Raw genomic sequence first — 12,732 nt, forward strand, 5'->3', positions numbered from 1 at the left:
GTGTCGTCCGGTTCGTCAGATGATGGGCGTGATGTCCATCTCGAACCATTTCAGCGAAAGCCGCTTCAGCGTGCCGTCTTCCGCTACGGATTTCAGCGCCTTGTCGAACATCTCCTTCAAGTCCGGATCCGACTTGCGCAGGCCAACGGCCGAACCCAGGCCGAGCAGTCCGCCCGAGAAAAGATAGCCTGACTGGATCATCTCGCCGTTGGACTTCTTCGCCGAGGCGTTCAGGTTGATCGCGGAGGCCATGACGGCATCGACGCGCCCGGCCTTCAGGTCGAGGAAGGTGTCGGGGCCGGAGGGATAGGTCCGAATGGTCACGACATCCTTGAGATACTTCGTCAGCACGTCGTTCTGGATCGTCGCCACCTGCACGCCGATAGTCTTGCCGGCCAGAAGCTTGGCCAGTTCATCGATCGCCTGCTTGGCCGCAGCCTCGTCCGTCAGCGGCACGCGCGTGCCGGTACCCGGCAGCGTTTTGATGCTGCCTTCCTTCATGATCGCAAAGCCGGAGCCGGCCGATGCGTACGGCCTGGAGAATGCGATGACCTCCTCGCGCTTGGGCGTGATCGAGAGGCCGTCCATGATCGCGTCGTACTTGCCGTCCGTCAGGCCGGCGATGATGCCGTCCCAGGCCTGCGCGATCATCTCGCACTTCACGTTCATGCGCGTGGACAGCTCCTGCAGCAGTTCCGGCTCGAAGCCGATCAGGCGGCCATCGGGCGCATGCATGTTGTAGGGGGGAAAGGCGCCTTCCGTGGCAACGCGGATGACCTTCCATTCCTTGGCGCTGGCGCTGCGGGGCGCGGTTCCAAATACGAGTCCGGCCGCGGCGCCGAGGCCGAGGGTGAGGAAGGACGAACGGGTAATCTTCACGCCGCAATCTCCAAGAAAGGGGTTTGAACAGGGCTAGAGGCTATTATGAAAGGACATCGACCGCGGTGCGCACGAGCGCTGCGACGCCCAGGCCGATGCAACGCTCGTCGGGCTGGTAGTCGGAGTTGTGCACGCGGTCGTTGCGCCCGGGCTGGGACGCGCCGACCAGCAATTGGCAGGACGGGATGCGCTCGGAGAAATAGGAGAAATCCTCCGCGCCGAAGCGGCCCTCGAGCTGGTCGATCCTATCCGCACCGAACTGGGCCGAGACGGAACGAACGGCGGCATCGACCACGCCGTCATCATTCACCAGCGCCGGCGCGCCGCGGATATAGGAGATCTCGCAGGTCACGCCCATGGCCGCACCGACGCCCTCGCAGATGCGACGGAAGGTGGCTTCCATCGTATCGCGCGAGGCGGCCGAGCGGCAGCGAACCGTGCCCTGGAACATGCAGCTGTCGGGAATGATGTTGTGGGTCGAGCCGCCGGCGATGTGGCCGATCGTCAGCACCGCCGACTGCGACGGGTCCATGACGCGGGAAATCGCCGTCTGCAGCTGCATGATCATAGCCGAGGCCGCGACGATGGGATCGAGCGCCGCATGAGGACGCGCGGCATGGCCGGAGCGGCCATGGACGACCACGTCGAACTCGTCGCTCGACGCCGTCGAGGCGCCGCGGACATAGCCGAAACGACCGACCGGCATCTCCGGCCGGTTGTGGAAGGCGAGCGCCATCGCCACACCGTCGGCGGCACCGTCGGCGACCATCGCAGCCGCTCCGCTTTCGACCGTCTCCTCGGCCGGCTGGAAAACGAGGCGGACGCTGCCGCGCAGCATCGGTGCCAGCTTCTTCAGCACCATGCCCGCGCCTAGCAAGGTGGCGGTATGGATGTCATGGCCGCAGGCGTGCATCTTGCCGGGAATGGTGCTGGCGAAGGGCAGGCCGGTCAGCTCCTCCATCGGCAGGGCGTCCATGTCGGCGCGGATCAGCAGGCACGGCCCGGGCGCCCCGCCCTCGATCTCCGCCACCACGCCGACGCGCCCGACGCCGCGCTGCGGCTTCAAGCCGATCCGCTCCAACTCCGAGGCGACCAGCGCCGCCGTCCGCACAGTCTCGAAACCAACCTCGGGATGGGCGTGGATATCGCGCCTGAGGGCGATGAGCGCCGACTCGATCGCCTCCACCTGGTCGGCGATGGCGCGGGTCAGTTCGTTCGGGCGATCAGGGGACATCAGCACGCTCAAGGCCATTTTTGAAAATTGCGGCGGCATCTAGCCATAGATCCACCCCTCCCGCAATATGATCGAGGATCGACAATCGACAATATCGGCCTATCCTGTACGCGATGATCCCCGCTGACGAGACCCCGATGCACGCCGCCACGGTGCTGGCCCAACTCGACCATTACCTGGACCCGGTGACCGGGGGGCTTGTGCCGTCGATCCATCCGGCGGTCACGCATGCGCCGCCCGGAAACGGAGCTTTGTCCACCGGTTCGATCGCCTCGCGCTATGCGCGCTCCGGCAATAGCGGCGCCACCGTCGCGGAACGCGTGCTGGCCCAGCTCGAAGGCGGAGCCGCCGCCGCGGTCTTCAGCGCCGGCTCGTCGGCCGCGCAGGCCGTGCTCGCCAACCTGCGCCCGGGCGATCATCTTGTCCTGGACTCGGCCGCCTATTATGAATTCGGCGCCATCATCGAGACCTTCGGCCAGCGCTGGGGCGTGACTGTCACCCGCGCGGATATGTGCTGCCCCGAGGCGGTGCGGCAAGCCATCCGCCCGGGCGAGACGCGGCTCGTCTGGGCGGAATGTCCCAGCAACCCGCTCTGGCGCGTGCCGGATATCGCCGCACTGGCGGCCATCGCGCATCAGGGCGATGCGCAGCTTCTGGTCGACGCGACGGTTGCGACGCCGGTGCTGTGCCGGCCGCTGGATTTCGGCGCCGATCTGGTCCTGCATTCGGCGACCAAATATCTGAACGGCCATGGCGATCTCGTCGCGGGCGCGCTCATCACGGCGCGGACCGGAACGGTGTGGCGGGAGATCCTCTCCTCCCGGGAAGCGCATGGCAGCATCCTTCCCCCCTTCGAGGCCTGGCTCCTGCTCCGCGGCATGCGCTCGCTCGCCTTGCGCGTCGAGCGCGCCTGCGAGACGGCGCTGAAGATCGCCACCACCCTGGCCGCGCATCCCGGGGTCAGCGCGGTGCATTATCCCGGCCTGCCCGGCGATCCGCATCATGAGCTGGCGCGGCGGCAGTTCCTGGGCGGCTTCGGCGGCATGCTGTCCTTCGAGATCATCGGTACGGCGGCGGATGCGCTGACGCTATGCGAGCAGACAGCGGTGTTTCGCCGCTCGACATCGCTGGGCTCGACGGAAAGCCTGATCGAGCATCGGCGCAGCACGGAAGGCGAGCGCTCCACCTGTCCGGACACGCTGATCCGGCTCTCGATCGGCCTGGAGCATGCGGAGGACCTGATCGCCGATCTGCAGCGCGCTTTGAGCGGCATGCGCCGCATGGCGGAGACGGCGACGGCCGAGATGATCTAGAAGGACGACGGTCGCTGCCCCAGGCGATTTTCTGAAAGGGACCAGCATTGGCATTCCTGAGCGAGAGCGAGCCCGCGCGCGGCGTTCCCCTGGCCGTTATTCCCGGCATTTCCCGCATCGTCGCCAGGAATCCGAGCCTGATGACCTATCACGGCACGAACACCTATCTGATCGAGACCGATGACGGCTTCACGGTTCTCGATCCCGGCCCCGATGATGTCGGCCATCTCGACGACATCCTGAGGGCGACGGGCGGCGCCGTGTCCGCGATCCTGCTCAGCCACACCCATTCCGACCATCTCGGCGCGACAGCGGCGCTGAAGGCCCGCACCGGCGCGAAGACCTATGCATTCCATCTCAGCGCCGACGACGCCTTCATACCCGACATCCTGCTGCGGGACGGCGACTGCGCGCTGGGCATGCTCGCCATCCATACCCCGGGCCACGCCAGCGACCATCTCTGCTTCGCCTATCGGGACGGGATCCTGTTCAGCGCCGACCATGTGATGTCCTGGTCGAGCAGCATCGTCTCCCCGCCGGGCGGCGACATGGCCGACTATGTCAGGAGTCTGCGCCTGATGATGGCCCGCGACGACCGGCTCTATCTGCCGGGACACGGGCCGCCCTTGCCCGATCCCAGGCCCTATGTGCAGGAACTGCTCGACCGCCGGCTCAAGCGCGAGGACGAGATCGCGGCGACTCTGGCCGCCGGACCGCTAGGTACCCGGGATCTGGTCGACCGGCTCTATTCCAAGACCGATCACTGGCTGCAGCTCGCGGCCGAGCGCAATGTGCTGGCCCATCTCCTCAAGCTGAAATCCGAGGGGCGCGTCGAGGACAGGGGGGAATTCTGGGCTGCCACGGGGGCGTGAGCGTCGCTTCCGGTAGCAAGCCGGTCACGCCCAAAGGCTATGCCTTTGCGATGGAGACATGGTCTCGAAGCAACACCGCCCTATTCTCGCTGGGATCATGCCCATCACAGGGATGGGTCGAGCTCCCGCTTGCCCATGAACAGGCCGGAGCGGGTGAGTGGATAAGAGGTAAGCCGTGGAGATGATCGCGATCATTCTGGTCCTGCTGCTGGCCGTCGTGGTCAGCGGCATGCTCACGCGGCTTTCGCCTGCACCTCTGCCGCTCCCCCTCGTCCAGATCGGGCTCGGCGCGCTCATCGCCTCGGTGGCCGATCTCAGCGTCCAGCTGCAGCCCGACATCTTCTTCCTGCTGTTCCTGCCGCCGCTGCTCTTCCTCGATGGCTGGCGCATCCCCAAGGAGGGGCTGTTCCGGGACAAGGGCACGATCCTCGAGCTCGCCTTGGGCCTCGTCATCTTCACCGTGCTCGGCGTCGGCTTCCTGCTCAACTGGCTGTTTCCGGCCATGCCGCTCGCGGTGGCCTTCGCGCTCGCCGCGATCCTCTCGCCGACGGACCCGATCGCGGTTTCCGCCATCGCCGCCCGGGTGCCGGTTCCCAAGCGACTGATGCACATCCTCGAGGGTGAATCGCTACTCAACGACGCCTCGGGCCTGGTCTGCATGCGCTTTGCCGTCGTGGCCGCGCTGACCGGGAGCTTTTCCCTGGTCGGCGCCTTCGGCACCTTCCTCTGGGTCGCGATCGGCGGCATCACGATCGGCGTCGCGGTAACCTGGAGCACGACGCGCGCGGTGGGCTGGGTCACCCGCCGGCTCGGGGAAGAGACCGGCTCGCAGATCCTGATCAGCCTGCTGATCCCGTTCGGAGCTTATCTCCTGGCCGAGCACCTGCATTGCTCCGGCATTCTCGCGGCCGTCGCGGCGGGCATCACCATGAGTTATGCCGACCAGAGCGGACAAATCCTCGCGATTACGCGCGTGCGCGGCCACGCCGTTTGGGACACGGTCCAGTTCGCCGCGAACGGCATCATCTTCGTGCTGCTGGGCGAGCAGCTTCCGCTGATCATCGCAGGCGCGGCGAAAGCGGTGCGCGAGACCGGACACCATGACCCGGTCTGGCTCATCGCCTATGTCGCCGTCATCACCTTCGCGCTGGCCGCACTCCGGTTCACCTGGGTCTGGGTATCGCTGCGCTTCACGCTCGCGCGGGCGGCGCGCCGCGGCGAGAAGCGCTATGTGCCCGGCCTGCGCCTGGTCGCGGCGACCTCACTTGCCGGCGTGCGCGGGGCGATCACGCTCGCCGGCGTACTGACGCTGCCATTGACGATGAATGACGGCTCGGCCTTCCCGGTGCGCGACCTCGCCATCTTCCTGGCGGCAGGCGTGATCATCCTGTCGCTGGTCGCGGCCAGCATCGGCCTGCCATTCCTGCTCAAGAATCTGGAGCTGCCTCCCGAGCCCTCCCAGCAGGAAGAGGAGGACAGGGTTCGCAACGCCGCCGCCGAAGCCGCAATCAAGGCGCTCGAGAAGATGCAGCACAAAATGGGCAGCGGCCGCAACGACGCCGACCTTTATGTCGAAGTCGGCGCGCGGCTGATGGAACTCTACCGCGAGCGCATCGACGGGCGCTCCAAGACCGGCGCGGAAGCCGATCTCGCCCGCAAGGCCGATGCGATCGAGCGCGAATTGCGCCTTGCCGGCCTGCGCGCCGAGCGGGACGAAATCTACCGCGTCGCCCGGGTGCGCGGCACCTCGGACGAAATCGCCAGGAAGCTCGTCAGGGAAATCGACCTGCTCGAAGCGCGGTTCGGCCCGGCTTGAGCGGCAACCACAACGCCAAGCGCATGATCGTCAAGTGCGGGGGAGAATTGCCTCATTCGCGGGCAGCCTCCGTCCATGAGGGAAAGCGCCGCCACCCCGATAAGACTAAAGATTGATACTCCGGGGCCGCGCGCCCCATATTCTCGGTTGCCCGCGCAACCAGTCAGCCCTAAGCCTTTGAAGACTTGGTATGTCCTGCCAGTCGCGGGAATGCGCCCTTGACTGCCGTCGAGGGCGCGCCTTGCATCGCAGGCCACCGACATAAAGTTTATAATAATAACAAGAAGCATCAATTCCGAGCAAATCGGAAGAATGAACCGTGTAATAGGGATGGAAACCATGACGATGAAGAAATGGCTCGCCGCCGCAGCCTTCAGCGCGGCCATGACCGGAGCGGCCTACGCCCAGCAGACAATCAAGATCGGCGTCAGTGGCCCCTATACAGGCGGCTCCGCCTCGATGGGCGTCAGCATGCGTGACGGCGTCAAGCTCGCGACGCAGGAAATCAACAAGGCCGGCGGCGTGCTCGGCAAGCAGATCCAGCTGATCGAACGCGACGACGAGGCCAAGAACGAGCTCGGTGTCCAGATCGCGCAGGAATTGATCAACAAGGAGCAGGTGGTCGCGACCGTCGGCTTCATCAACACCGGCGTCTCGCTCGCCTCGCAGCGCTTCTACCAGGAAGCCGAGATTCCCGTGATGAACAATGTCGCGACCGGCACGCTGGTGACGCAGCAGTTCAAGGCGCCGGAAAACAAGTCGAATTATGTGTTCCGCAACGCCGCCAACGACACGATCCAGAGCTCGATGATCGCGGAAGCGGTCAAGAAGAACGGCTACACCAAGGTCGCGATCATCGCGGACTCGACCAATTACGGCCAGCTCGGCCGCGCCGACCTCGAAAAGGCGCTCGCCGAGCGAGGCCTGAAGCCGGTCGCCATCGAGAAATTCAATATCGGCGACACCGACATGACCGCGCAGGCGCTGCGTGCCAAGGATGCCGGCGCCGATGTGGTGCTGACCTATGCGATCGGCCCCGAGCTGGCGCAGACGGTCAACGCCGTCGTCAAGCTCGGCTGGAAGGTGCCGGTCATGGGCTCCTGGACGCTGTCGATGGCGAGTTTCATCGATGCCGCCGGCGCCAATGGCGAGGGCGTGATGATGCCGCAGACCTTCATCCAGCTGCCCTCGACGCCGAAGCGCAAGAGCTTCATCGACGCCTACCAGGCGGCCTACAAGGTCGACCGCATCCCCTCCCCGGTCTCGGCCGCGCAGGGCTATGACTCGATGTATCTGCTGGCCGCCGCGATCAACCAGGCCAAGTCGACCGACGGTCGCAAGGTCCGCGAGGCGCTCGAGAACCTGACCACCAAGGTCGAAGGCGTCGTCACCACCTATGACAAGCCCTTCAGCGCCACCGACCACGAGGCGATCACGGCCAACATCCCCGTGCTCGGCATCGTCAAGGGCGGCCGCGTCGTGCCGGCCAACCCGGCCGATCTCGAAGGCGCGGGCGCGCTGCGGGTCAAGCCGAAGTCCTGAGCGATAGCGGCTTTCATCTAAGAGTTAGAGCAGGATCAATGCGAAAAGCCGGTTCCCAGTTTTTCGCATCCTGCTCTTAGGAACCGACCCTCCCCGCCTGGCGGGGAGGGTTCTTCATTATCGGTCGGAGTGTCGGTCCCTCCATGCAGAACTTCTTCCAGATTCTCGTCTCCGGCATTTCCGTCGGCATGATCTACGGCGTCATCGCCTTCGGCTACCAGCTCACCTTCGCCACCTCCAAGACGCTGAATTTCGGCCAGGGCGAAGCGCTGACATTGGGCGCGCTCGTCGGCCTGACCTGCGTGAATTTTCTGATCGGGCTGCATCTGGGCACGCTCGCGGCCTATCTCATCGCCCTGCCCTTCGTCTTCGCCTTCGGCCTCGCCCAGGGTGCGGTCGTCGAGCGGCTCGGCGTCAGGCAAGCCATGAAGACCAAGTCCGAGGCCGGCTGGATCATGGCGACGATCGCGCTCGGCATCATCTTCAAGAACATGGCCGAGAACATCTGGGGCAAGGACCCGCTGAAATTCCCCTCGCCCCTGAGCGAGAACCCGCTGACGATCGCAGGCGTCAATATCCGCCCGATGGAGATCGCGATCGTGCTGGGCGCGCTCGCGATGATGCTCGCCGTCGAGGCCTTCAACCGCCGCTCGATCTACGGCAAGGCCGTGGTGGCAACCTCGAACGACCGCGACGCAGCCGGGCTGATGGGCATCAACACGCCGCTCGTCATCACCTTCTCCTACGCGCTGTCCTCGCTCGCTGCGGCGCTGGCGGGCGTGCTGATCGCCCCGATCACATTGACCGGCGCCAATATGGGCGCGGCGCTGGGCCTGAAGGCCTTCGCGGTCGCGATCATCGGCGGGTTGTCGAGTGGGCTCGGCGTCGTCGTCGGCGGCCTGATCCTCGGCATCACGGAAAGCATGACCGGCTTCTATTTCGACACCGGCTACAAGGATGTTCCCGGCCTGATCCTGCTGCTGCTCGTCCTGTCGCTGAAGCCCGCCGGGCTTTTCGGCAAGACCGCGATCAAGAAGGTCTGAGCCCGCCATGAAGACGCTTCTCTTCATCGCCGGTGTCGTCGCGCTGTTCGCGCTGCCCTTCGTCGTAACCTCGTCCTACTACCTGCCCTTGATCACCACGATCGTGATCTATTCGATCCTCGTGCTCGGGCTCGACATCGTCTTCGGCTATACCGGCGAGGTCTCGATCGGCCATGCCGCGCTGTTCGGCGTCGGGGCCTATACGGCGGGCCTGCTATCCATGCATTTCGGCCTGGGCTTCTGGTGGGCACTGCCGGCCGGCATCGTGATCACGGCGCTGTTCGGGGCGCTGCTCGCGCTGCCGGCGCTGAAGGTGACCGGGCCCTATCTCGCCATGGTGACGCTCGCCTTCGGGACGATCGTCGTCACCCTGATCAACGAGATGACCGATCTCGGACCCTGGCTCAATCACCTCAACCTGACCAACGGCCCGCTCGGCATCGAATTGCGCACGCCGCTCTTCATCGATCTGCGCGACTATATCGACCTCTCGCTGAAGCGATTGAGGGAGGTCGAGTACTATTACATCTCGGCCATCGCGCTGGTGCTGACGGTGGTGGTGATCAACCGCATCATCGCCTCGCGCTATGGCCGGGCTTTCGAGGCGCTGCGCGATTCACCCATCGCCTCGGACTGCATGGGTGTCAGCGTCTACAAGCACAAGGTCCTGGCCTTCGTCATCAGCGCCGGCTTCGCCGGGCTGGCTGGCGCGCTCTATGCCTATTTCCGGCAATATATCGCGCCGGAAGCCTTCAACTTCGCCACCTCGATCGAATTCCTGCTCGCCGTCGCCATGGGCGGGCGCAAATCCAGGATGGGGCCGATCATCGGCTCGGCCATCGTCGTCTTCCTGCCCAATATCCTGGCCGATCTCGAATTGTTCCGGATCACCGCCGGGCTGATCGCGCTCGGCGCCGTCGCGGGCGGCTTTTACGCCTGGCGCAACGATCCGAGCCAGGCGCGCAGCATCGGCATCGCGGTCGCGCTCTGCGTCCTGTTCTTCGTGTTCTCGCTCTTCCTCGAGCGCATCGTCGACTACAAGCTCACCATCTACGGGCTGATGATCCTGTTCGTGGTCTATTACCTGCCCGACGGCATCATGGGCTTCGTCCGGCAGCTGCTCACGCGCCTGTCGTTGCGGCGCGGCGGCCGGGCGCTGGTGGCCAGGGAAACCGGCAATGAGGCGCGGGTCTGGGGCGCCACCGCGACCAGCACGCCGCCCGGAGGCGTCCTGCTCGACGCGCGGGCCGTGCTGATGCAGTTCGGCGGCCTGAAGGCGCTGAACGCCATCGACATGGCGGTGAAGCCCGGCACCATCCACGGGCTGATCGGCCCCAATGGCTCGGGCAAGAGCACGATGATGAACGTGCTCACCGGCATCTACACGCCGACGGGTGGCGACATCCTCTTCGAAGGCAAGAGCCTGGTCGGCCGGAACTCGCCTGAGATCGCGGCGCAGGGCATCGCCCGCACCTTCCAGAACGTCCAGCTCTTCGGCGAATTGACCTGCCTGGAGAATGTCATGGTCGGCCTGCATCACACCTATCGCAGCGGGCTCTTCGCGGTTGCCCTGGGATTGCCGCAGGCCCGCAAGGAGGAGAGTGCCGCGCGCGAACGCGCAGCCAGCATCCTGCAATTCGTCGGGCTCGACGCGCTTGCAAATGAGGAGGCGCGCAACCTGCCCTATGGCAAGATGCGGCTGCTCGAGATCGGCCGCGCGCTCGCGCTCGATCCCAAGCTCCTGCTGCTCGACGAGCCGGCCGCCGGCCTGACCGCGCCCGATATCAAGGAGCTCATCGAGATCATCCGCAAGATCAAGGCGCATGGCATCACCGTCGTCCTGATCGAGCATCACATGGATGTGGTGATGAGCATTTCCGACACGGTGACCGTGCTCGATTTCGGTCAGAAGATCGCCGAGGGCGTGCCCGCCCAGGTCCAGGCCGACCCGCGCGTGATCGAGGCCTATCTCGGCGGCAGCGCCGCCACGGCCCATTAAGGGGACGAGACCATGCTCCAGGTCCAGAATCTCGTCGCCGGCTATGGCAAGGTGCAGGTGCTGCACCAACTCTCGATCTCCGTGCCCAAGGGCCAGCTCGTCACGCTGATCGGCTCCAATGGCGCCGGCAAGACCACGACGCTGCGGGCGATCTCCGGCATGATCAAGCCCGATGCCGGCGAGATCCTGCTGGCCGGCCGCAACATCGCCGGCATGGCCTCGCATGAGATCACCAGGCTTGGCATGGCCCATTCGCCCGAAGGTCGGCGGGTCTTCCCCGCCTTGAGCGTCGACGACAATCTCGAGCTCGGCGCCTTTCCGCGCCTGACCGGCGCACGGCCCAAGGGCGATGTCGAGCAGGACCGCCAGCGCATGTTCGAGCTCTTTCCACGCCTGAAGGAGCGCCGCACCCAGCTCGCCGGCACGCTCTCGGGCGGCGAGCAGCAGATGCTGGCGATGGCGCGGGCGCTGATGCTGGGGCCTGAGGTCCTGCTGCTCGACGAACCCTCGATGGGGCTCGCGCCGCGCCTCGTCGAGGAGGTCTTCGCCACGATCGCGCGGCTGAAGGCTGCCAAGATCACCATGCTGCTGGTCGAGCAATTCGCCGCCGCCGCGCTGGATGTCGCCGATTATGGCTATGTGCTGGAAAACGGCCGCCTCGCCAGCTCCGGCGAAGCCGCCAGCCTGAAGAACGACCCGGCGGTGCGTGCGGCCTATCTTGGCGGCAGCCATTAGGAGCGGCGGGAATACACGGATTAGCGGGGCGCACGAGCCTGCACAGCGCCGCGCCGGGCTTGAGGAAATCGGCAATCCGCTCATCGACTTGGCATGTCTGTTCGCTTGGCATGTCCGTTGCTAGCCTTCCGGAGACCTGCCGCGTCGCTTGAGGTTTCCGCGTCCGATGCTTGCGCCTGCCCCATCCGGAGCGGTCATTGCCCAGCCCCTGACGCTGGACGGCATCACGCATAGCTATGGCTCAGGGCTCGCGGTCGACAATGTCACGCTGGAGGTGAAGGGGGGCGAACTCGTCGCTCTGCTTGGGCCATCCGGCTGCGGCAAGACCACCTTGCTGCGGATCGTCGCCGGCTTCATCGAACAGAGCAACGGCAAGGTCATCATCGGCGACCGCTCGATCGACACGCTGCCGCCCAACCGCCGCGAGATTGGCATCGTCTTCCAGAACTATGCGCTGTTCCCGCATATGACGGTGGCGCAGAACATCGCCTATGGGCTCGCCGCGCGCGGCGAGAGCCGCGAGATCCAGCGTGAGCGCGTGCGCGAAATGCTGGCGACGGTGCAGATGGCGGCCTTCGCCGAGCGCAAGCCGCGCCAGCTCTCGGGCGGCCAGCAGCAGCGCGTGGCGCTGGCGCGCGCACTCGCCATGCGGCCGCGCATCCTCCTGCTCGACGAGCCCTTCGCTGCGCTCGACAAGAACCTGCGGCTCGACATGCAAATCGAGATCAAGCGATTGCAGCGGCAATTCGCACTGACCGCGATCATGGTCACGCATGACCAGGACGAGGCGATGGCGATCGCCGACCGTATCGCGGTGATGAATGCCGGCCGGATCGAGCAGCTCGGCACGCCGGTCGAGATCTACGACCAGCCGGCGAGCCTGTTCGTCAACAGCTTCATCGGCTCCAGCAATCTCCTGCCCGGCACGATCTCGGGCAAGGTCGAGGGCGGCTATGCGGTCGCGCTCGCCCATGGCGCTGCATGGCAGGTGATGTCGTCGGCGCGGTTCTCGGCAGGGCAGCCGGTCATCGTCTCCGTCCGGCCCGAACAGATGCTGCTGGCGAATGAGGCCTCCCCTGCGCGCTTTCCGGTCGCGCTCAAGCTCAGCCTGCCGATTGGCGGCGAGATGATCCATGACGTGACGGCTGTTGACGGCGCCTCGCTCAAGATCGCGCTGCCGCGCCGCCCGGGCATGGTCGCGAGCACGACTGCCAGCGCCTTCTGCGGGCTTGGCGAGCATGCCCGGCCCGTCCTGTTTCCCGCCTCGCCCTCCTGAAACGCCAACCCCGAACGCCAACC

10 protein-coding genes are annotated in these 12,732 nt (G+C 65.7%); 8 read left to right on the forward strand and 2 right to left on the reverse strand.

The window, feature by feature from the left end; translation table 11 throughout:
- Nucleotides 1–15: 15 nt before the first annotated feature.
- Together RMR04_RS27520 and RMR04_RS27525 are read right to left on the reverse strand one after the other, a co-directional pair.
- Nucleotides 16–879, reverse strand: coding sequence for a transporter substrate-binding domain-containing protein (locus RMR04_RS27520; protein WP_311911704.1), 864 nt, complete (start codon nucleotides 877–879; stop codon nucleotides 16–18).
- A 43-nt stretch (nucleotides 880–922) separates the two neighbouring features.
- On the reverse strand, nucleotides 923–2,113 hold the full coding sequence (locus RMR04_RS27525) for a M20 metallopeptidase family protein (RefSeq protein ID WP_311911705.1): 1,191 nt from the start codon (nucleotides 2,111–2,113) through the stop codon (nucleotides 923–925).
- Nucleotides 2,114–2,250: 137 nt separating this feature from the next.
- Here RMR04_RS27525 and RMR04_RS27530 point away from each other — a divergent pair, with 137 nt between their 5' ends.
- The 8 genes from RMR04_RS27530 (at nucleotide 2,251) to RMR04_RS27565 (ending at nucleotide 12,709) form a co-directional block, all read left to right on the forward strand.
- Nucleotides 2,251–3,426 (forward strand): trans-sulfuration enzyme family protein, encoded by a 1,176-nt coding sequence (locus tag RMR04_RS27530; protein ID WP_311911706.1) that lies wholly within the window; start codon nucleotides 2,251–2,253, stop codon nucleotides 3,424–3,426.
- 47 nt (nucleotides 3,427–3,473) lie between these two features.
- Nucleotides 3,474–4,298 carry an MBL fold metallo-hydrolase gene (locus tag RMR04_RS27535; protein WP_311911707.1) on the forward strand — a complete coding sequence of 275 codons (825 nt, stop codon included), beginning with the start codon at nucleotides 3,474–3,476 and terminating at the stop codon, nucleotides 4,296–4,298.
- A gap of 175 nt (nucleotides 4,299–4,473) precedes the next feature.
- The gene (locus tag RMR04_RS27540) at nucleotides 4,474–6,114 is read left to right on the forward strand and encodes a Na+/H+ antiporter (protein WP_311911708.1); all 1,641 of its coding nucleotides are present in this window, start codon (nucleotides 4,474–4,476) and stop codon (nucleotides 6,112–6,114) included.
- Nucleotides 6,115–6,453: 339 nt separating this feature from the next.
- Nucleotides 6,454–7,656 (forward strand): ABC transporter substrate-binding protein, encoded by a 1,203-nt coding sequence (locus RMR04_RS27545; RefSeq protein ID WP_410492160.1) that lies wholly within the window; start codon nucleotides 6,454–6,456, stop codon nucleotides 7,654–7,656.
- 143 nt (nucleotides 7,657–7,799) lie between these two features.
- Complete coding sequence (locus RMR04_RS27550; RefSeq protein WP_311911709.1) at nucleotides 7,800–8,699, forward strand: branched-chain amino acid ABC transporter permease; 900 nt, start codon at nucleotides 7,800–7,802, stop codon at nucleotides 8,697–8,699.
- Nucleotides 8,700–8,706: 7 nt separating this feature from the next.
- Complete coding sequence (locus RMR04_RS27555; RefSeq protein ID WP_311911710.1) at nucleotides 8,707–10,698, forward strand: branched-chain amino acid ABC transporter ATP-binding protein/permease; 1,992 nt, start codon at nucleotides 8,707–8,709, stop codon at nucleotides 10,696–10,698.
- Between the two features lie 12 nt (nucleotides 10,699–10,710).
- The gene (locus RMR04_RS27560; RefSeq protein ID WP_311911711.1) at nucleotides 10,711–11,433 is read left to right on the forward strand and encodes an ABC transporter ATP-binding protein; all 723 of its coding nucleotides are present in this window, start codon (nucleotides 10,711–10,713) and stop codon (nucleotides 11,431–11,433) included.
- A 166-nt stretch (nucleotides 11,434–11,599) separates the two neighbouring features.
- Nucleotides 11,600–12,709 carry an ABC transporter ATP-binding protein gene (locus tag RMR04_RS27565; protein WP_311911712.1) on the forward strand — a complete coding sequence of 370 codons (1,110 nt, stop codon included), beginning with the start codon at nucleotides 11,600–11,602 and terminating at the stop codon, nucleotides 12,707–12,709.
- The last annotated feature ends 23 nt before the right edge of the window (nucleotides 12,710–12,732 follow it).

Origin of the sequence: Bosea sp. 685 (assembly GCF_031884435.1) — a bacterium.
GTDB lineage: Bacteria > Pseudomonadota > Alphaproteobacteria > Rhizobiales > Beijerinckiaceae > Allobosea.

Coding starts and splice junctions, on each gene's coding strand:
- RMR04_RS27525 (WP_311911705.1), bottom strand. CDS start 2,113: ATGTCCCCTGATCGCCCGAACGAACTGACCCGCGCCATCGCCGACCAG.
- RMR04_RS27530 (WP_311911706.1), top strand. CDS start 2,251: ATGCACGCCGCCACGGTGCTGGCCCAACTCGACCATTACCTGGACCCG.
- RMR04_RS27545 (WP_410492160.1), top strand. CDS start 6,454: ATGACGATGAAGAAATGGCTCGCCGCCGCAGCCTTCAGCGCGGCCATG.
- RMR04_RS27550 (WP_311911709.1), top strand. CDS start 7,800: ATGCAGAACTTCTTCCAGATTCTCGTCTCCGGCATTTCCGTCGGCATG.
- RMR04_RS27555 (WP_311911710.1), top strand. CDS start 8,707: ATGAAGACGCTTCTCTTCATCGCCGGTGTCGTCGCGCTGTTCGCGCTG.
- RMR04_RS27560 (WP_311911711.1), top strand. CDS start 10,711: ATGCTCCAGGTCCAGAATCTCGTCGCCGGCTATGGCAAGGTGCAGGTG.
- RMR04_RS27565 (WP_311911712.1), top strand. CDS start 11,600: ATGCTTGCGCCTGCCCCATCCGGAGCGGTCATTGCCCAGCCCCTGACG.